This window comes from Micromonospora aridisoli, from assembly GCF_056150025.1.
On the sequence record NZ_JAXCFK010000015.1, the window covers coordinates 94,555 to 114,637 of the forward strand.

Here is a 20,083-nt window from a genome sequence, read left to right on the forward strand (position 1 = left end):
GCGAACGGCCCGGCACGTGGCCCGAGGGGCGCCCTGCGCGGACGACCGCCGGTGCCAACGGGATTCTTCGGTGAGCGCCCGACCCGGACGGGCGTTGGTGGTGGTGCATCGACCGGCATCACCCGGTCGGCGGCCAGGTGGTCGTCCGGCGAACCGGCTGCCCTCGACACCTGCCTGCGCGGTGTGGCTCAGCTCACCGCGTGCAGCGATTCTTGCATGGGAGCGCTTCCATGGCAATGGTTCGATATTTTCGAAACGCTACCGGACAAATGCCTCATCCCCGCACCTGCCACGGAGGACAGGCCGGCACTCGGCGGGACAAGCGAGCCGGCATAACCCCCGGAACGAACAAATGCCAGAACACGAATCTTTCCCTTCATAGGTCATGAAACGGTCTAACGTCGGTTCTGGCTCGGTTGTTGCCGGCCGCAGGACAACAGGGATGGAGTGACACAGGTCATGGCTAAGAAGATGCTGGGGAAGGTCGTTGCGGGTGCTGCCCTCGGCAGCGCCTCCCTGCTGGTGTTCGCGCCCGGGATCGCGTACGCCGACGGCCAACCGCAACCGGACGAGGGCAAGGTCTTCGCCAAGCCGCACGCCGTGAAGGCCGGCGAAGAGGTCAAGCTCGTCCAGATTTGCGCGGAGCCGCAGGAGCACCCCTTCGTCTGGTCCAAGGTCACCGGAAAGGTGAAGCTCAAGCCGGCCCACCGCGACGGTGACCGGCGCGGGGACCGCGGGAGCTGGGGCGAGGACGAGGACTCCTACGGGCACGGTAAGGACCGGAAGGACAGCAAGGACGGACACGGCAAGGACTGGAAGGGCGACGACCGGCCGCAGCCCGCCGAGACCGAAGCCGAGTCCGGCCACGGTTACGGGGGTGGCGCCGCCGCCGACGCCCACGACGACTGGAAGGGCGAGGAGCACGGCCAGGACGCCGAGGGTGGCCGCGACGGCAAGGGCCACGACAAGAAGGACTGGAAGGACGAGAAGCGCGACTGGGCCGACGAGGAGTCCACGGGCGGCTGGTCGGGTCGGGACGAGTACGGCTCGGACTCCGGCGAGCGCGGCTGGTCGAGCGAGCGCGACTGGGCCGGCGAAGAGGCCGCCGAGCACGGCAAGCGCGACAGCTGGGAGCACAAGAAGGACTTCGTCTACTACGGCGAGGCCCGCGTCGCCCGGGACGCCAAGCCCGGCACGTACAAGCTGGAGGGCTCCTGCGGCACGGGCGAGCTGGTCGTCCTGCCGCACGGCGGGGTCGACGGCGGCGACGGTGGCATCGGCACCGGTGCCGACCGGGGCCTGGCCACCGCCGGGGCGAGCCTGGTCGGCGCGGCCGCCCTCGGTGGCCTCGTGCTGATGCGCCGTCGCCGGGTCGATGAGTTCGCGGCCTGACGCGTCGGCGAGACGGGCCGACGGCCGTCACGGTGGACCGTGGCGTGCCGTCGGCGCCGCCGTCGTCGTCCTGCTCGCCATGGCGGGCTCCGGACTCATCGGCGCCTCGCTCAAGACCACCGACCCCCCGCGCCCACCGCAGCCAGTGGCCCGGGCCGGAACCGGAACGGCCGATCCGACCCCGGCCGGCCCGATCGCGGAGGCCGACCTCAACGGCGCGCCGGCCGGACTGCCCCGCGCCGCTCCCACCAGGATCAACATCCCTCGCATCGGGGTCAACGCCGAGATCATCGCGCTCGGGACCAACCCGGACGGGACCGTCCAGGTTCCCCCGCTGGACCAGGCGCTGCTCGCCGGCTGGTACGAACCGGGGCCGAGCCCGGGCGAGCGGGGCAACGCCGTCGTCGTCGGACACGTCGACTCGGCCGCGATCGGTCCCGCCGTCTTCTTCTCCCTCGGTGCCCTGCAACCCGGCGACACCGTCAGCGTCGCCCGGGACGACGGCCGGGCGGCGAACTTCCGGGTGGACTCGGTGGCCTCGTACCCCAAGGACGCCTTCCCCACCGACCAGGTGTACGGCCCCAACGACCGGCCCGGACTGCGGGTGATCACCTGTGGCGGCACGTTCGACGAGACCACCGGCGACTATCCCGACAACGTGATCGTCTTCGCGTCCCTCGTTGCCTGACCACCACGACAACGCGCGACCCGACACCGGGTCGCGCGTTGTCGATCATTCAGTTGTGGTGCTGCCTGGAGGTCAGGTGGCGGCGGAGGTGCGGACCAGGGTGCGGATCTGGCGCAGCAGCACCGACAGGGCGGCGAGGTCGGCCCGTGACTCGTCGAACTCCCCCATCGCCCGTTCGGCGCGGTGGATGGAGGTGGCGTTCGACTGTTCCCACTGCTGCACCCGCTCCTGCGGAGCAAGGCCACCCGGCGTGGAGTCGAGCACCTCCGCGGTGAGCGCGGCGAGCGCGGCGTACAGGTCGTAACGCAGCGCCATCCGGGCGAGCGTCTGCCACCGGTCCTCCCTCGGCAGCAGGGAGATCTTCGAGAGCAACGAGTCCACCCGGAACCGGTCGGAGAGCACGAAGTAGACCGAGGCCACCTCGCCCACGTCCCGCCCGGTGCCGGCGGCGGTCTCCACCACGTCCAGCAGGCCGAAGCTGTACATCAGCCGGGTGCTGCGCTCAGCCAGCTCACGCGGTACACCACGCTCGGTCATCGAATCGATGTGCGCGGCGATGGACTCGCGCTCGCTGCCGTAGAAGAGCGTCTCCATCCGGGGCAGCAGCCGGGCGATCCCGTCCCGCAGCCGAACGATCTCCGCCGGCACGTCGATCGGCGAACGGCGGTTGGTCACCAACCAACGCACCGCCCGGTCGAGCAGTCGCCGGGTGTCGAGGTACACGCTGGTCTGCAACTCCGGGTCGATCCGGTTGTCCAGCGCCTCGACCGCGTCCCACAGCTGGCGCAGCCCGAAGACCTCGCGGACCACCACGTACGCCCGGATGACGTCCGCCGCCGTCGCGGCCGTCTCCTCCACCACCCGGAAGACGAAGGAGATGCCGCCTCGGTTGATCGCCTCGTTGACCAGCACCGTGGTCACGATGTCGCGGTTCAGCCGGTGCCGGTTCATCCGGTCGGCGAACCGGTCCCGCATCGGCGTCGGGAAGTAGTTGACCAGCACCTCGCCGGTCCACTGCTCGTCGGGCAGCCCGTCGGTGAGGATCTCCTTCTCCAAGGCGATCTTCACATACGCCAGCAGCACGGCGAACTCCGGCGCGGTCAGCCCGGACTCGGTGCGTACCGCCAGCTCCTCGTCCGGCGGCAGCGCCTCCAGCGAGCGGTCCAGCACGCCCGAGCGCTCCAGCTCCGTGATCATCCGGCGGTGCACCGGGAGCAGCGACGTCGCCTGCGCCTGGGAGTTGTTGATCGCCCGGGCCTGGTCGTAGTTGTCCCGCAGCACCAGCTCCGCGACCTCGTCGGTCATCCGGGCGAGCAGTTCGTCCCGCTCGGGCAGGGTCAGCTCGCCGTCGGCGACCGCGGTGTTCAGCAGGATCTTGATGTTCACCTCGTGGTCGGAGCAGTCCACCCCGGCCGCGTTGTCGATGAAGTCGGTGTACATCCGGCCGCCCGCCAGGGCGTACTCGATCCGGCCGTGCTGGGTGAAGCCCAGGTTGCCGCCCTCACCGACCACCCGGCAGCGCAGACTGCGCCCGTCCACCCGGATCGCGTCGTTGGACTTGTCGCCCACCTCGGCGTTGGTCTGGCTGGACGCCTTGACGTAGGTGCCGATGCCGCCGTTCCAGAACAGGTCCACCGGTGCGGTGAGGATGGCCTTCATCAGCTCCTGCGGGCTCAACTGCTCGACGTCGTCCTCGAGCCCGAGCACGGTGCGGACCTGCGGCGAGACCGGCACCGACTTCGCCGTACGCGGGTAGACCCCGCCGCCTGCGGAGATCAGGTCGGCGTTGTAGTCCTCCCAGGTGGACCGGGGAAGCTCGAACAGCCGCTTCCGTTCGGCGTACGAGGTGGCCGCGTCCGGGTCCGGGTCCAGGAAGATGTGCCGGTGGTCGAAGGCGGCCACCAGCCGGATGTGCTCGGAGAGCAGCATGCCGTTACCGAACACGTCACCGGACATGTCGCCGACCCCGACCACGGTGAAGTCCTGGCTCTGGGTGTCGTGGCCCATCTCGCGGAAGTGCCGCTTGACCGACTCCCACGCACCCCGAGCGGTGATGCCCATCTTCTTGTGGTCGTAGCCGGCCGAACCACCGGAGGCGAAGGCGTCGCCCAGCCAGAAGTTGTGTGCGGTCGAGATCTCGTTGGCGATGTCGGAGAAGGTCGCCGTGCCCTTGTCCGCCGCCACCACCATGTACGGGTCGTCGCCGTCGTGCCGGACCACGTCCTCGGGCGGCACGATCTCGCCGGCCACGATGTTGTCGGTGACGTCCAGCAGAGCCGAGACGAACTCCTTGTAACAGGTCACGGCCTCGTCGCGGTCACCCGGCTTCTGCTTGAGCACGAAGCCGCCCTTGGCGCCCACCGGCACGATCACGGCGTTCTTCACCATCTGCGCCTTGACCAGGCCGAGCACCTCGGTGCGGAAGTCCTCCCGCCGGTCCGACCAGCGCAGACCGCCCCGGGCCACCGGCCCGAACCGCAGGTGCACCCCCTCGAACCGGGGCGAGTACACGAAGATCTCGAACTTGGGCCGGGGCGCGGGCAGCTCGGGGATCGCCTGCGGGTCGAGCTTGAAGGCGACGTACGGCTTGGGCCGCCCGCCCACCGGCTTCTGGTAGAAGCTGGTCCGCAGCGTGGCCTGGATCAGCGACAGATACGACCGCAGGATCCGGTCCTGATCGAGGCTGGCCACGTCGTCGAGCGCGGCGCGGATCTCGTCCACCAGCTGGGTGCCGCGTCGCTGGCGCTGCTCGGCATCCACCGGGCCCGGCTCGAACCGCGCCTCGAACAGCTGCACCAGCAGGGTGGCCAGCTGCGGGTACGCGATGAACGTGGACTCCATGTAGTCCTGGGAGAACACCGTCCCGGTCTGCCGCAGGTACTTCGCGTAGGCCCGCAGCACCACCACCTGACGCCAGGTCAGCCCGGCGCGCAGCACCAGCTCGTTGAAGCGGTCCACCTCGGCCTCGCCCCGCCACGCCGCCGCGAAGGCGTTCTCCACATGGGGGCGTACCTCGGCCAGCTCCTGGTGCCCCTCCGGCAGCCGCAGTCCGAAGTCGTACAGCCAGATCCGCCCGTCGACCCGTTCCACCTCGTACGGGTGCTCGTCCACGACCTTCACGCCGAGCGAGTGCAGCACCGGCAGCACCGCGGAGAGCATCATCGGCTCGCCGTAGCGGTACACCTTGAACCGCACGTCCATCGACTCGTCGACGTCGGTCCCCCGGCCACCGACCCGGGGCGCCAACTGCTTGCGGAACAGGTGCATCTCCAGCTGGCCGGGCTCCTCCAGCAGCTCCAGCTTGGCCAGGTCCTTCATCGCCTCGTACGGCGTGTGCCCGTCCTTGTAGCCCTCCGGGAACGCGTCGGCGTACCGGCCGAACAGGTGCTTGGCCTGCTCGTCGCCGAGCTTGCGCTCCAGCACCAGCCGGTAGTCGTCGTCCCAGAGCCGGGTGGCGTCGGCCAGCTCCTCGGCGAGCAGGTCGGCGTCGATGTCACCGGGCGGGCTCGTCGGGTCGGTACGCACGATGAAGTGCACCCGGGCCAGCATCGACTCGGTCACCCGGGTGGTGTAGTCCACCCCGACGCCGTTCAGCTCGCGCAGCAGGATGTCCTGCATGCGCAGCCGGTTCTGGGTGGTGAACCGGTCCCGGGGCAGGTAGATCAGGCAGGAGATGAACCGGCCGTACGCGTCCCGGCGCAGGAAGACCCGCAGCTGCCGGCGACCCGCCATCCGCAGCACCCCGATGACCGCGTGGTACAGGTCGTCGGTCTTGATCTGGAACAGCTCGTCGCGCGGGTACGTCTCCAGGATCTGCATCAGATCCTTGCCCGAGTGGCTGCGCAGGCTCAGACCCGAACGGTCCAGCACCTCGGCGACCTTGCGCCGGACCACCGGCAGTTCCTGGACGCTGGTCCGGTAGGCGGCGGTGGAGAACAGGCCCAGGAACCGCCGCTCGCCCACCACCTCGCCGTTCTCATCGAAAATCTTGAAACCGATGTAGTCGAGGTACGCCGAGCGGTGCACGGTGGCCCGCGAGTTCGCCTTGGTGATGATCAGCAGGCGCTTCTCGGTGACCTTCTCGTGCGCCTCCGGCGTCATCGACGACAGGGCCCGCGCCTCCGGCGCGTCCTGCCGCAGGATGCCCAGCCCGGTGCCGAGCACCGCCTCCAGGGCGGGACCGCCCTGCGCCGCGTCCGGCAGCAGCCGGTACTCCCGGTACCCGAGGAAGGTGAAATGGTCGTGGGCCAGCCAGCGCAGCAGCTCCACCGAGTCGGTGATGTCCTTTTCCGGCACCGGTGGCCGGTTGTCGCTGGTGCGCGCCGCGGCCAGCTCGTCGGCCAGCGCCAGCGCACGCTGACGCATCTTCGGCCAGTCCTCGACGGCCTCCCGCACGTCGGTCAGCACCCGTTGCAGCTCCCGGCGCAGCTTGTCCCGCTCCGCCGGGTCGCGTACCGGGTCGATCTCGATCCGCATCCAGCTCTCGACCAGGTCTCCGGAGATCGCGTCGTCCGGCTCCACGTCCGCGGCCACCTCGACCAGCCGGCCCAACGGCTCCCGGCGTACCACGACCAGCGGGTGCACCAGCAGATGCACGTCCAGGTGGTGGGTGTTGAGCAGGGCGGTGACCGAGTCCACCAGGAACGGCATGTCGTCGGTGACGATCTCCACCACGCTGTGGTGCTGCTCCGCGTCGGGCGAGTGGATCCGCAGCTTCAACTCACCCGGCACTCGCTGCCGGGCCAGTTCCCGGTGCGCGCGGGCGGCGTCGAGCATCTCCTCGGCGGTGAACCCGATCAGTTCCTCGTCCGGCGCGAACCGCCAGAACCTGCTCACCAGGGTCGCCGCATCGTGGTCGTCACCGGCCAGCGAGACCGCCTGGGCCACCAGCCGCTCGGCGTTCGGCACCGGCTCGTCGAACTCGGCGTCCTCCGCGTCGTCGGCCAGCGCCTCCGGCGGCAGTCCCAGGTCGTAGAGGGTGTCGATGCTCGAACCGGTCACCCCGGTCGCGCCTGTGTCTAGCCGGCCGAAACCGTCCCCGTCGGTCGCCGTGTCGAAACTGTCGTCCCGGCCGGTGTCAGCCTGCCGGATGTCGGGTTCCGGTTTGATCGCCGGACGCCGGTCCATCGGTGCCACTCCCCTCGACCCACAACGCTGTGGGTCACTCTGCCGCCCAGCCTAGGCCGACCGACCAGTTCTTCCGTCGGCGGACCACCGGCCGGACGTCCGGATCTCCGACGTCGTCCTTTCACCCCTTGCGGTACGAGGTTCGGCCGGGTTGGGAGTACCCCGCATGATGTTGTTCATCACACCTGCACGCCCGTCTTTCCGCTCCCTCGGGGCCTGGCGGGGCAGTGGTCGACGCGTCGGCGTACTAGCGTGCGGAACAGCCGACCAGGAGGAAGCCACCAGATGTACGTTGCGCGCCGAGACCGTCACCGCCGGTCCCCACTGGCCGTCGCCGCCGCCTGCCTGGTCGCGGCGGCCAGCCTCGTCGCCTGCTCCGGCGAGGACGGCCCGCAGCGCACCGTCGACGCCTTCCTGGACGGCTGGCGCAAGGGCGACCTGAACGCGATCGGCTTCGTCGACCCGACCGGGGCGAAGATTCCCGCCGCCAACGTCGTCCAGGAGATCCGGGAGCTTTCCGGCGAGCTTGTCGACGCTCCGCTCACGCTGACCCGCCAAGGCGATCCCGAGGTGGTGCAGAACACCGCCACCGCCAGCGTCCGCGCGGAGTGGACGCTGCCGGGCGGGACGCCCTGGACCTACGACCGGCCGGTGCGGCTCACGCAGGGCCGCGACGACCAGTGGCAGGTGATCTGGGAGCCGCAGATCGTCCATGAACAGCTCACCCGGGGCGACCGGCTGGGACTGCGGCGCGACAGGGCGCCCCGGGCCACCGTGCTCGACGGTGCCGGCGAGCCGATCGTGGCGCCCCGCGACGTGGTTCGGGTCGGGTTGCAGCCCAACGAGGTGACCGACGTCCAGGCCATGATCCGAGAACTGGACGCCGCCTTCCGCGCCATCCGGCCGGCGATCAACCCGCCGGTCGATCTGTCGGACCTCCCCAAGCGGCTGGCGGAGGCGAAACCGGACGCGTTCGTCGAGGTGGTCACCCTCCGCGACGAGGCGTACCGGCAGATCAAGCCACGCATCCACGGCCTGTCGGGGACGAAGTTCCCAACCGACACGCTGGACCTCGCACCCACCCGTGAGTTCGCCCGGGCGGTGCTCGGCACCGTCGATCCCGCGTACGCCGAGGACCTGGCCAACCATCCCGACCGCTACTCGCCCGGCGACCTCGTCGGCCACGGTGGCTTGCAGGGCCGCTGGGACGAGCGGCTGCGTGGCGTACCGGGACTGACCGTGATCATCAAGCGGCCCGGGTCGGACGGCACGGTGGAGCCGACCGGCACCGAGGTGTTCCGGCGTGAGCCCCAGCCCGGCCAGCCGGTGCGCACCACACTTGACGTGGACACCCAGAACGCCGCCGACCGGGCGCTGCGCGGGGAACGTCGGCGGGCCGCCCTGGTGGCCGTACGGGTCAGCGACGGCGCCGTGCTCGCCGCCGCCAACGGCCCCGGCGCCGCCGGGGAGAACCTGGCCTTCACCGCCCAGGTGCCGCCGGGCTCCACGTTCAAGATGGTCAGCGCGTACGGGCTGATCGAGCGGGGCGCGGTGACCCCCGACACCACCGTCGCCTGCCCGAAGACGTTCACCGTGGACGGACGCTCCTTCAAGAACGCCAACGACTTCTCCCTCGGCGAGGTGCCGTTCCGTACCGACTTCGCGAAGTCCTGCAACACCGCCTTCGCCGCACTCGCCCCCCAGTTGGGCGCCGACGGGCTCGCCGCCGCCGGACGCGCCCTGGGCCTGGAGGGTGAGTGGGGTGAGCTGGGCCTCGACGCGTTCACCGGGAAGGTCTCGGCGGGCGGCGGAGCCACCGAACAGGCCGCCGCGGCGATCGGCCAGGGTACGACGCTGGTCAGCCCGCTGGCCATGGCCGCGGCGACGGCCGCGGTGGCCAAGGGTCAGTTCGTCCCGCCGAAGTTGCTGTCGGACCCGGCGCCGGAACCGGCGGCCGAGCCGGGGCCGCAGCTGAAGCCCGAGGCGATCACGGCCGTTCGGGAGATGATGCGCGAGGTGGTCACCAGCGGCACCGGCACCGCGTTGCGGGACGTGCCGGGCGAGCCGGTGCACGGCAAGACCGGCACCGCCGAGTACGACGACAACCCGAAGAACACCCACGCCTGGTTCGTCGGCTGGCAGGGCGACATCGCCGTCGCGGTCTTCGTCGAGAAGGGTGGCTCCGGCAGCGGCACCGCGGTTCCGATCGCGGAACGCTTCCTGCGCGCCCTGGCCGGCTGACCGCCTGCCTGCGGAGATCCCGCCGTGGGCGACCGGCGGGCCGGTGTTGGTCAAGCTGAGCGGGGATCGATTGGTTCGGCCGCCTCGGCGGCGTCCAGGTCTGCGTCGGTCGGCCGCTCATCCAGCTCCACCGGGGGCGTCCGGCGCAGCGAACCCGGCCCGGCCGAGAAGACGGTCTCACGCGGATCCGACCCGACGGAGAACACGGCCGCACGCGGTTCCGGCCCGCCGGCGTCGATGGCCGGTCCGCCGGTCGGTTGCCGGGGCAGGGGCGCAGCCCCGTCCGATGGCTCCGGCCGCGACGGCGACGACTGCGGGTCGGGCTGCTCGGGTCGCTCGGGCCGGAGCCGGGGAGGTACCGAGCCCGGTGCGGTGACCGGGCGCAGACCGGAGACCACCGTGTTGACGATCTCCGCTGCGTACGCGCCATCCGGGTCGTAGTCGGGGTCGAACACGGTCAGTTCCACACCTAGACAGTGCGGCGTGTCGACCAGCCCGGAGAGCAGGATCTCCAGTTCGGCGAAGGCGATGCCACCCGGATCGGGCGCGTCGACCGCCGGCATCACGGCCGGGTCGAGCACGTCCACGTCGATGTGCACCCAGTACCCGGCGCAGTCGGCGAGCTGCTCATGCGCCCACTGCGCGGTCCGCGCCGCACCCTCGGCGCGCAACGCCGGCACCGGTCTGGTGATGATCCCGGCGGCCTGCAGGTCGAGCCGGTACTCGTCCTGGGCCCGGATGCCGAGCACCACCACGTCGATGTCGCGGAAGTAGGGGCGGCGTCCCTCGATGGCGGCCAGGTCCGCCTGTCCCCGGCCGGTCACCAGGGCGAGATCCTCACCCGCCGCCGCACCCACGTACGAGGCGTTGCCGGGGTGCCGGAAGTCGGAGTGTCCGTCGACGAATACCAGGCCGATCCGGCCGCCGACCGCCTCGCCCAAGCGGTGCATGGCCAGCGCCGAGCCAAGCAGGATCGAGCAGTCACCACCCAGGACCAGGGGGAACTCTCCCCGGTCGATGATCGCGCCGATCCGGTCGGCCAGCGCTGCGGAGTAGTCGGCGATCTCCCGTGCGTGGCAGACGCCGTCGCCCGGTCGCCAGTCACCGGCGTCGTAGCGGGGCGGGGTCAGGCAGCCGGCGTCGCGGGCGCGCAACCGGGGCAGCAGCCCCTGGTCCCGCAGCGCGCCGGGTGCCTTCCCGCAGCCGGGGACGGAGGTGGGCGTCGGCGGGCGCAGACCGAGGTTGCTCGGCGCGTCGAGGACGGCGATCCGGCGCATCATGGGCTCCCGTCCTCCGGTAGGGGCGGGCCGGCGGCACGCCGGCCCGCGCTGGCGTCTCAGGTGCTCAGAACAGGGCGCTGGCCAGGGCCCGGCGGGCCGCGGCGACCGCGGGATCCTCCGGCCCGGCGATGGTGAACAGGCCGACCAGGTGCTGACGCACCTTCTCCCGGTCGTCGCCGCCGGTGCGGCGGACCAGCCCGACCAGGCGCTGGTACGCCTGGTCGGCGAGACCGCTGAGCACCTCGATGTCGGCGGCGAGCAGTTGGGCGTCCACGTCGTCGGGGTCGGCCGCCGCGGCGGCGAGTGCGGCCTGCGGGTCGGCGCCGGCCACCCGGCGGGCGAGCCCCACCTGGGCCAGCCCGGCCTCGGCCGCCGCGTCCGCCGGGGTCTCGGCGAGAATCTTCCGGTACGCCCGCTCGGCGGCGTCCAGGTCGCCGCTCATCAGGGCGTCGTCCGCCTCGTCGAGCCGTGGGTCCTCGGGCTCGGCCACGGTCACCCCGCCGGCCTTCAGCACGGCCTGGATCCACTGGCGCAGTTGCGCCTCGGGCACCACCCCGGAGAACGCGTCGACGGGCTGCCCGCCGACCACCGCGTACACCATCGGAATGCCCTGCACCCGGAACATCTGCGCGAGCCGCGGGTTGGCGTCCACGTCGACCTTGGCGAGCACCCACGCGCCGCCACCCTCCACCGCCAGCCGCTCCAGCACCGGGGAGAGCTGCTTGCAGGGCTGGCACCACTCGGCCCAGAAGTCGACCACGACGGGTGTGCTCAGCGAGCGCTCCAGGACCTCCGACTGGAAGGTCGCCTCGGTCACGTCGACGACGGTGACACCGCCGACGGCCCCGCCGGGTGCCCCGGCGGGGGGACCGGCCTGGGCCGGGGCCGGTGCGGGACTGGGGGCAGGGGGGCGCAGCGCGCTGAGGTCGACCGCGCCGCGGGTAAAGATCGACGAGGTGATCCGTGGGTCGCTCATGGTTATCTAGTCTCGCACGCAATTCGCCGAACTCGGATCAGCCTCGGCCCGCACAGTTGCCACTGTCACCCCTGCCCAGCCGCCTGATGAGGCGAAGGTCAGAACCGTGCGGGCTCGCGGTAAACGCCCCATTCGGCGCGCAGCGCGTCGCAGATCTCGCCGAGAGTCGCCTCCGCCCGGACCGCGTCCAGCATCGCCGGGATCATGTTCTCCCCGGTACGGCTCACCGTCACCATCGCCTCGACCGCGGCCCGTACCCGGGCCTCGTCCCGACCACGCTTGCGTTCGGCGAGCACCCGGCGCTGCTCCAACTCCACCTCGTGCGAGATGCGCAGGATCTCCAGTTCCTTGGCGACCGTGCCGGTGTGGCAGTTGACGCCGACGATCTTCTTCTCACCCTTCTCCAGCGCCTGCTGGTAGGCGAAGGCGGCCTCGGCGATCTGGCCGGTGAACCAACCGTCCTCGATGCCACGCAGGATGCCGGAGGTCATCGGACCGATGGCGTGCGGGCCCTCACCGCCGAGCGCCCGGATCCGGGCGAAGATCTTCTCCGCCTCGGCCTCGATCCGGTCGGTGAGCGCCTCGACGTACCACGAGCCGCCCAGCGGGTCGGCCACGTTGGTCACGCCGATCTCCTCCATCAACACCTGCTGGGTACGCAGGGCGATCTCGGCGGACTCGTCCGTCGGTAGGGCGAGGGTCTCGTCCAGGGCGTTGGTGTGCAGCGAGTTGGTGCCACCGAGCACCGCGGCGAGCGCCTCGACGGCGGTGCGTACCACGTTGTTGACCGGCTGCTGCGCGGTCAACGACACGCCCGCGGTCTGCGTGTGGAAGCGCAGCCAGAGCGCCTTCTCACTGGTGGCACCGTAGACGTCACGCAGCCAGCGGGCCCAGATCCGACGGGCGGCGCGGAACTTGGCGATCTCCTCGAAGAAGTCGACGTGCGAGTCGAAGAAGAAGCTGAGCCCGGGGGCGAAGACGTTGACGTCGAGGCCGCGCGACAACCCCAGCTCCACGTAGCCGAAGCCGTCGGCCAGGGTGTACGCCAATTCCTGCGCGGCCGTCGAACCGGCCTCGCGGATGTGGTACCCGGACACCGACAGCGGCTTGTAGCGCGGAATCTCGCGGGCGCAGTACTCCATCAGGTCGCCGATCAGGCGCAGGTGCGGCTCCGGGTCGAAGAGCCACTCCTTCTGCGCGATGTACTCCTTGAAGATGTCGGTCTGCAACGTCCCGTCGAGGGCCGACAGGTCGGCGCCCTGTCGCTCGGCGGCGACCAGGTACATGCAGAACACCGGCACCGCCGGACCGGAGATGGTCATGCTCGTGGTGACCCCGGCCAGGTCGATGCCGTCGAAGAGCACCTCCATGTCGGCGGCGCTGTCCACGGCCACTCCGCAGTGGCCCACCTCGCCGAGCGACTGCGGGTCGTCGGAGTCGCGGCCCATCAGCGTGGGCATGTCGAAGGCGACCGAGAGCCCGCCGCCACCGGCGCCCAGGATCATCTTGTAGCGCTCGTTGGTCTGCCTCGCGTTGCCGAACCCGGCGAACTGGCGGATGGTCCAGGTCCGCCCCCGGTAGCCGGTCGGGTAGAGACCCCGGGTGTACGGGAACTCCCCGGGCCAGCCGATCCGCTCGAAGCCCGGGTACGCGGCACCGTCCGGCGGACCGTAGACCGGCTCGACGGGCATCCCGGAGAGCGTGGTGAAGTCGGCGTCCCGCTTGCGCGCGGCGTCGTAGCGGGCCTGCCAGCGGGCCCGCCCGGCCGCGATGTCGTCGGCGTTCATCCCCGGGCTCCTCCTCGAGTCCTCGACTGCACGTCGAGTGTAGAGCCCTTACCTGAACGATCGATAAGGCAGCTCGTACCGACCGGTAACCTGAGCTGCCCGAACTCAGACGGCCGGACCGCCGATGGCCACGTCGTCCACCCGGATGTTGATCTCGTCGACCCGCAGTCCGTACGCCTCGACCGCCCGGGTCACCTCGACCCGCACGGCGGTGGTCACCTCGGGTACCGGATGCCCGGCGTCGGTGACGATGACCAGGTTGATCACAGCGCCACCGTTGGTGACGTGCGCGGAACAGCCCCGGCGCGCGTCGCCGACCTGGTCCAACCCGACCCGGTCGAGCACCGCGTTGAAGAACCGGGCGAGGTCGCCACCCAGCTCGACCACGCCCGGCACGGACTTCGCCGCGGCCACCGCGATCTTCTCCACCACCTCGTCGGAGATGTGCGTACGCCCGCCCGCCACCGCGTCCGGCGTCATCGCCAACTCCTGCGTCATCTCGTGATCCATGCGTCCCCCAGCGGCCGTCGCAGCGCCCGCGCATCCGCCGGGCGGTGCGAGCCTAACCGTCCCCGACGCTCCGCAGTGGACGCGGTCACGCGGAGAGCTGGGCCAGCAGCGCCTCGGCAGCGGCGTACGGATCGGTCGCACCGGCCGCCACCTCGGCGGCTAGCGCCGGCAGCTGCGTACCGTCGCGCAGCGAGCCGATCCGGGCGCGGAGCACGCCGAGCGCGATCGCCTCGACCTCGGCGGCGGCCCGCGCCTCGCGCCGGCGTCGCAGCTCGTCGTGCTCGACCAGCCAGGCCCGGTGCTTGTCGATCGCGGCGGCGACGTCGTCGATCCCCTCACCCCGCGCGGCGATCGCCCGCACCACCTGCGGTCGCCACTGGCCCGGCGCCCGCTCGCCGAGGGCGATCATGCCCTGGATGTCCCGGACGGTGGCGTCCGCGCCGTCGCGGTCGGCCTTGTTGACCACGAAGACGTCGGCGATCTCCAGGATGCCGGCCTTCACCGCCTGGATCGCGTCGCCCATGCCCGGTGCGAGCAGGACCAACGTGGTGTCCGCCAGCGAGGCGACCTCGACCTCGGCCTGCCCGACGCCGACGGTCTCCACCAGCACCACGTCGCAGCCGGCGCCCTCCAGCACCCGCACCGCCTGGGGGGTGGCCGCCGACAGCCCGCCGAGGTGTCCCCGACTGGACATGGAGCGGATGTAGACGCCCGGGTCGGTGGCGTGGTCCTGCATCCGCACCCGGTCACCGAGGATCGCACCGCCGGTGAACGGGCTGGACGGGTCGATGGCCAGCACGCCGACCCGGTGACCACGGGCGCGCAGCGCACGGACCAGTTCGTTGGTGGTGGTGGACTTGCCCACCCCCGGTGAGCCGGTCAGGCCGACCACCTGGGCCCGACCGGTGTACGGGGCGAGCGCCGCGGCGATGGCCGGCACCGTCTCGTCGCCCGACTCGACCAGGGTGATCAGGCGGGCGACCGCCCGGGGGTCACCGTCGCGGGCCCGTTCGACCAGCATCGGTACGTCCCGGCTGCGGCGCACCGAGCCGCTGGCCGCCGCCGGGACGCGGGTGTTCGACTCGCTCACAGATCGGTTTCGCTCGGGTCGGGGACGTGGATGATCAGTGCGTCGCCCTGGCCGCCGCCACCGCAGAGCGCCGCCGCGCCGGTGCCGCCGCCACGCCGCTTGAGTTCCAGCGCCAGGGTGAGCACCAGCCGGGCGCCGGACATGCCGATCGGGTGGCCCAGCGCGATCGCGCCGCCGTTGACGTTGACCTTGTCGGGGCTGACCCCGAGATCACGGATCGACTGGATCCCGACCTGGGCGAACGCCTCGTTGATCTCGATCAGGTCGAGATCGGCGACGCTCAGTCCGCCCTTGCGCAGGGCGTGCTGGATGGCGTTGGACGGCTGGGAGTGCAGGGAGTTGTCCGGGCCCGCCACGTTGCCGTGCGCCCCCACCTCGGCCAGCCAGGCCAGGCCCAGCTCCTTGGCCTTGGCCTTGCTCATGACCACCACCGCCGCGGCCCCGTCGGAGATCGGCGACGAACTGCCGGCGGTGATGGTGCCGTCGGCGGTGAACGCCGGGCGGAGCTTGGCCAGAGAATCGGCGGTGGTGTCCGGCCGGATGCCCTCGTCCTCGCTGATCACCAGCGGCTCGCCCTTGCGCTGCGGGATGACCACCGGGGTGATCTCCTCGGCGAAGTGGCCGTTCTTCTGCGCCGCGGCGGCGCGCTGGTGGCTGGCGGCCGCGAACTCGTCCTGCTCCCGGCGGGTGATGCCACGTGGGCCGCCGTGCCGCTCGGTGGACTCCCCCATCGAGCAGCAGTCCCAGGCGTCGGTCAACCCGTCGAGCGCCATGTGGTCCTTGACGACGACGTCGCCGTACTTGTAGCCGCCACGCTGGCCGAGCAGCAGGTGCGGGGCGTTGGTCATCGACTCCATGCCGCCGGCCACCACGATGTCGAACTCACCGGCCCGGATCAGCTGGTCGGCCAGGGCGATCGCGTCGAGCCCGGAGAGACAGACCTTGTTGATCGTCAGGGCCGGTACGGACATCGGGACGCCCGCCTCGACGGCCGCCTGCCGGGCGGGAATCTGCCCGGTGCCGGCCTGGAGCACCTGCCCCATGATCACGTACTGCACCTGATCGGGTGCGACCCCCGCCCGTTCGAGCGCGGCGGCGATCGCGATGCCGCCGAGTTTCGTCGCCGGTAGGTCCTTGAGGTTGCCCAGCAGGCGCCCCATCGGGGTCCGCGCGCCGCTGACGATCACCGAAGCCATACCTGCCTCCGAGGGGTGCCGACCTGTACGCCTTAACGATTGTTCGGCCAGACTAACGTCATGCCTGAGAACTCCCCCGCCGAGCCTGCTGCCGACTATGTCACAGACATCGGCCTGCGCCGCATCGACCATGTCGGGATCGCGGTGGCCGACCTCGACGCCGCCATCGACTTCTACCAGCGGACGTTCGGGATGCGCTGCGTGCACACGGAGACCAACACCGAGCAGGGCGTCCGCGAGGCGATGCTGGCGGTCGGGCCGAGCGCCGATGGCGGCTGCGTGCAACTGCTCGCGCCACTGACCCCGGAGTCGACCATCGCGAAGTTCCTGGACCGCAACGGCCCGGGCGTCCAGCAGGTGGCGTACACGGTGGTGGACATCGACGCGGCCTGCGCGGCGCTGCGCGAACGGGGTCTGCGACTGCTCTACGAGACCCCGAAGCGCGGCACCGCCGATTCGCGGATCAACTTCGTGCACCCCAAGGACGCCGGCGGCGTGCTGATCGAACTGGTCGAACCGGCCGCGGCCCACTGACCGGACCGCGAGCACGCGGGTGCGCGCTTGCCGGAACAAGCACGCACCCGCGCGCAGCGGCCGATGCACTTTTTCACAGGAGGCTTCCGACCCTAGCTACCGTTCAGTAACCTCCGGCCTCACAGGTAGCCCGACGGCGCCGGGATGTGTCGGCGGCCGACATGGTGACGGCCGCTCTCCGGCGTCGACGATGGCAGCACCAGGCCCGCCGCTGACGCGGCGAGAACCGGAGGTCACCGTGCAGGACATCCTCGAAGCCATCATGGCGGCGGACGGGTCGGCCGACCCGGCGCGCGAGTTGGCCGGCGTCGCCGGACTGCCGGTACCGGAGAGCTACCGGGGTGTGGTCGTCCGGGCCGACGAGGCCCGCATGTTCGACGGTCTGGCCACCCGGGACAAGGATCCCCGCAAGGCGCTGCACCTGCAGGAGGTGCCGACCCCCGAACTCGGTCCGGGCGAGGCACTCGTCGCGGTGATGGCCAGCGCGATCAACTACAACACCGTCTGGACCAGCATCTTCGAGCCGGTCTCCACCTTCAGGTTCCTCCAGCGTTACGGCCGCACCTCCGAACTGGCCCGCCGGCACGACCTGCCGTACCACGTGGTCGGTTCGGACGCGGCGGGCGTGGTGCTCCGGGTGGGTGCCGGGGTGAGCCGCTGGCGCCCGGGCGACGAGGTGGTGGCCCACTGCCTGTCGGTCGAACTGGAGGACGCGGCCGGTCACGACGACACGATGCTCGACCCGCAGCAGCGGATCTGGGGCTTCGAGACCAACTTCGGCGGCCTGGCCGAACTGGCCGTGGTCAAGGCCAACCAGCTGATGCCCAAGCCGGCGCACCTGAGCTGGGAGGAGGCGGCCAGCCCCGGGCTGGTCAACTCGACCGCGTACCGGCAGTTGGTGTCGCACCACGGGGCGAACATGAAGCAGGGCGACGTGGTGCTGATCTGGGGTGCCTCGGGCGGCCTCGGCAGCTACGCCACCCAGATGGCCCTCAACGGTGGTGCCATCCCGGTCTGTGTCGTCTCCTCGCCGGAGAAGGCGGAACTGTGCCGGAAGATGGGTGCCGAGCTGGTCATCGACCGCTCCGCCGAGGGCTTCCGGTTCTGGTCGGACGAGCAGACCCAGGCGCCGGACGAGTGGCGTCGCTTCGGCGAGCGGATCAGGGAACTCACCGGTGGCGAGGACCCGGACATCGTCTTCGAGCACCCGGGCCGGGAGACCTTCGGGGCCAGCGTCTACGTCGCCAAGCGCGGCGGCACCATCGTCACCTGCGCCTCCACCAGTGGATTCCTGCACCAGTACGACAACCGTTACCTCTGGATGCACCTCAAGCGCATCGTGGGCAGTCACTTCGCCAACTACCGGGAGGCGTGGGAGGCCAACCGGCTGGTGGCGTTGGGCCGGATCCACCCCACGGTGTCGAAGACGTACGCCCTGGAACAGACCGGCCAGGCCGCGTACGAGGTGCACCGCAACGCGCACCAGGGCAAGGTCGGCGTCCGCTGTCTGGCCCCTGCGGACGGACTCGGCGTACGCGACCCCGAGTTGCGGGCCCGTCACGTCGACGCCATCAACCGGTTCCGCGGGCACTGACCTGTCGGCCGAGGCGCCGATGGCCATTCGGTGACCGCCGATTGGCTTTCCACACGGGTGACCCGACACCCATTCGTGTCGTCGGGCGACGCGGGAAACAAAGGGGCCGTGGGGCACTCGCCGCGGCCCTTTTCCACGTGACGCTCCGTGCCATCCGGGTCGCCCCGGAGCTGGCAAGATCGCATGTCGCCCCGGTGGTCGGCCACGGCCGGGAGTTGACCATGTAATGCGGACGGCAAAGGGCGGCACGCTCTTGCGAAGCACCCCGGGGGGTCTGCCAGTATGTCCCAATGCCCCAGCAGCAGTCCTCCCCTCTCGCGTTCTTCGATAACGCGAACTCGCAGCCAGATTTCACGGTTGGCCTGCGCGGATACAACACCGGCCAGGTCGACGACTTCATCGGCCGCCTCAACGCCGCGCTGAGCCAGGCCAACAAGGACCGCGCCGACGCGGAGCAGGCGCTCAACGACGCGCAGCGCCGGCTCCGGCAGTCCGAGCAGCGGCTCACTGCCCTTGAGCAGAAGCTCACCGACACCAGCAAGCAGCTGGAGGAGAACAGCCGGCCCACGCTGTCCGGCCTCGGCACCCGGGTCGAGCAGATCCTCCGGCTCGCCGAGGAGCAGGCCAACGACCACCGCAACGAGGCCAAGCGCGAGTCGGAGGGGATCCTCTCCGCCGCCCGCCTCGAGGCGCGGGAGATCACCGACAAGGCCCGCGCCGAGGCGGCGGCCATGAAGGCCACCGCCGAGCGGGAGGCGGGCAACGTCCGCACCGCCGCCGAGCGCGAGGCCGCCGAGGTGCGCGTCCAGGCCCGGCGCGAGGCCGACACGTTGCGCGCCGACGCGGATCGGGAGACCAAGCAGCTGCGTACGGTGACCGCCCACGAGGTCGCGGAGCTGAAGTCCACCGTGGAGCGTGAGGTGGCCACCCTGCGCGCCACCGCCGAGCGGGAGATCACCCAGCAGCGGGCCAAGGCCGCCCGCGAGGCCGAGGAGAAGCGCGCCGAGGCGACGAAGCTGCTCACCGACGCCCGCGACAAGCGCGACAAGGACCTTCAGGCGCTCGAACTCCAGCTCGCGGAGCGGCGGGAGAAGGCCGAGCGCGAGGAGTCGGAGCGGCACGCCGCTCAGGTCGCGCAGACCCAGAAGCTGGTCAACGAGGCCGAGCAGCGGGCCCGGGCCGCCCAGGAGCGGGCCAAGGAGATCGAGCAGCGCGCCGAGGCCCGGCGGGTCGAGTCGGAGCGCACCGCCGCCGACACGGTGGAGAAGGCCAAGGCCCTGGCCGAGCGGACGCTCAACGAGGCCCGTGCCGAGTCGCAGCGCCTGCTCAACGAGGCCCGCACCGAGGCCGAGCTGACCACCCAGGCGGCCAGCCGCGAGGTCGAGGACCTCACCCGGCAGAAGGACGCCGTCACCGCCCAGCTCGTCCAGATCCGCTCCAGCCTCGCCGGCCTCGCCGGTCTGGTGCCGGGTGTGGCCGACGCGGTGGTCGCCAAGGTCGAAGCCACGAAGGCGGAGGACGCCAAGGCGGAGGGCTCCGAGGAGCGCGTCGCCGCCGAGTCGGCCAGCTGAGCCGCCTCCCGTACCGGGGCATGATTTACGGCGTGAGGTGACACCGGGTTACCGGTGGCACCTCACGCCGTCATGCGTCTCAGGCCCGTTCCGATCC

The 20,083-nt window shown here is 71.1% G+C and carries 13 protein-coding genes; 6 read left to right on the forward strand and 7 right to left on the reverse strand.

The annotated features are described in order from the left end of the window. The first annotated feature begins 459 nt into the window (after positions 1-459). Positions 460-1,392: a hypothetical protein gene (locus SM447_RS26040; protein WP_474575503.1), complete on the forward strand. Its 933-nt coding sequence runs from the start codon at positions 460-462 to the stop codon at positions 1,390-1,392. Then, positions 1,376-2,080, forward strand: coding sequence for a class F sortase (locus SM447_RS26045; RefSeq protein WP_474575504.1), 705 nt, complete (start codon positions 1,376-1,378; stop codon positions 2,078-2,080). Before SM447_RS26040 ends, SM447_RS26045 begins: the two co-directional genes overlap by 17 nt. 72 nt (positions 2,081-2,152) lie before the next feature. Here SM447_RS26045 and SM447_RS26050 read toward each other — a convergent pair whose 3' ends face one another. Then, a complete protein-coding gene (locus SM447_RS26050; RefSeq protein WP_474575505.1) occupies positions 2,153-7,207 on the reverse strand; it encodes an NAD-glutamate dehydrogenase in 5,055 nt (1,684 codons plus the stop codon). Between the two features lie 285 nt (positions 7,208-7,492). On the opposite strand from SM447_RS26050, the gene SM447_RS26055 reads away from it, so the two are divergent. Continuing rightward, positions 7,493-9,448, forward strand: coding sequence for a penicillin-binding transpeptidase domain-containing protein (locus SM447_RS26055; RefSeq protein ID WP_474575506.1), 1,956 nt, complete (start codon positions 7,493-7,495; stop codon positions 9,446-9,448). A gap of 50 nt (positions 9,449-9,498) precedes the next feature. On the opposite strand, the gene SM447_RS26060 is transcribed toward SM447_RS26055, so the two are convergent. The 6 genes from SM447_RS26060 to SM447_RS26085 all read right to left on the reverse strand — a co-directional run bounded on the left by SM447_RS26060 (position 9,499) and on the right by SM447_RS26085 (position 16,287). Continuing rightward, the gene (locus tag SM447_RS26060) at positions 9,499-10,728 is read right to left on the reverse strand and encodes an arginase family protein (protein WP_474575507.1); all 1,230 of its coding nucleotides are present in this window, start codon (positions 10,726-10,728) and stop codon (positions 9,499-9,501) included. Between the two features lie 64 nt (positions 10,729-10,792). Next, entirely contained in the window at positions 10,793-11,704 is a 912-nt protein-coding gene (locus SM447_RS26065; protein ID WP_474575508.1) for a tetratricopeptide repeat protein, read from the reverse strand. A 98-nt stretch (positions 11,705-11,802) separates the two neighbouring features. After that, a complete protein-coding gene (locus tag SM447_RS26070) occupies positions 11,803-13,491 on the reverse strand; it encodes an acyl-CoA mutase large subunit family protein (protein WP_474575509.1) in 1,689 nt (562 codons plus the stop codon). 105 nt (positions 13,492-13,596) lie between these two features. Next, the gene (locus tag SM447_RS26075) at positions 13,597-13,989 is read right to left on the reverse strand and encodes an Asp23/Gls24 family envelope stress response protein (protein ID WP_474575510.1); all 393 of its coding nucleotides are present in this window, start codon (positions 13,987-13,989) and stop codon (positions 13,597-13,599) included. 97 nt (positions 13,990-14,086) lie between these two features. Then, a complete protein-coding gene (gene meaB, locus SM447_RS26080; protein ID WP_474575535.1) occupies positions 14,087-15,022 on the reverse strand; it encodes a methylmalonyl Co-A mutase-associated GTPase MeaB in 936 nt (311 codons plus the stop codon). Positions 15,023-15,087: 65 nt separating this feature from the next. Then, entirely contained in the window at positions 15,088-16,287 is a 1,200-nt protein-coding gene (locus SM447_RS26085; protein WP_474575511.1) for an acetyl-CoA C-acetyltransferase, read from the reverse strand. A gap of 60 nt (positions 16,288-16,347) precedes the next feature. On the opposite strand from SM447_RS26085, the gene mce reads away from it, so the two are divergent. The 3 genes from mce (at position 16,348) to SM447_RS26100 (ending at position 19,986) form a co-directional block, all read left to right on the forward strand. Continuing rightward, positions 16,348-16,821 (forward strand): methylmalonyl-CoA epimerase, encoded by a 474-nt coding sequence (mce, locus tag SM447_RS26090; protein WP_474575512.1) that lies wholly within the window; start codon positions 16,348-16,350, stop codon positions 16,819-16,821. Positions 16,822-17,059: 238 nt separating this feature from the next. Beyond that, entirely contained in the window at positions 17,060-18,415 is a 1,356-nt protein-coding gene (gene ccrA, locus SM447_RS26095) for a crotonyl-CoA carboxylase/reductase (RefSeq protein ID WP_474575536.1), read from the forward strand. A gap of 290 nt (positions 18,416-18,705) precedes the next feature. Continuing rightward, positions 18,706-19,986, forward strand: a complete 1,281-nt coding sequence (locus SM447_RS26100; protein ID WP_474575513.1) for a DivIVA domain-containing protein — start codon at positions 18,706-18,708, stop codon at positions 19,984-19,986. Positions 19,987-20,083 lie beyond the last annotated feature (97 nt).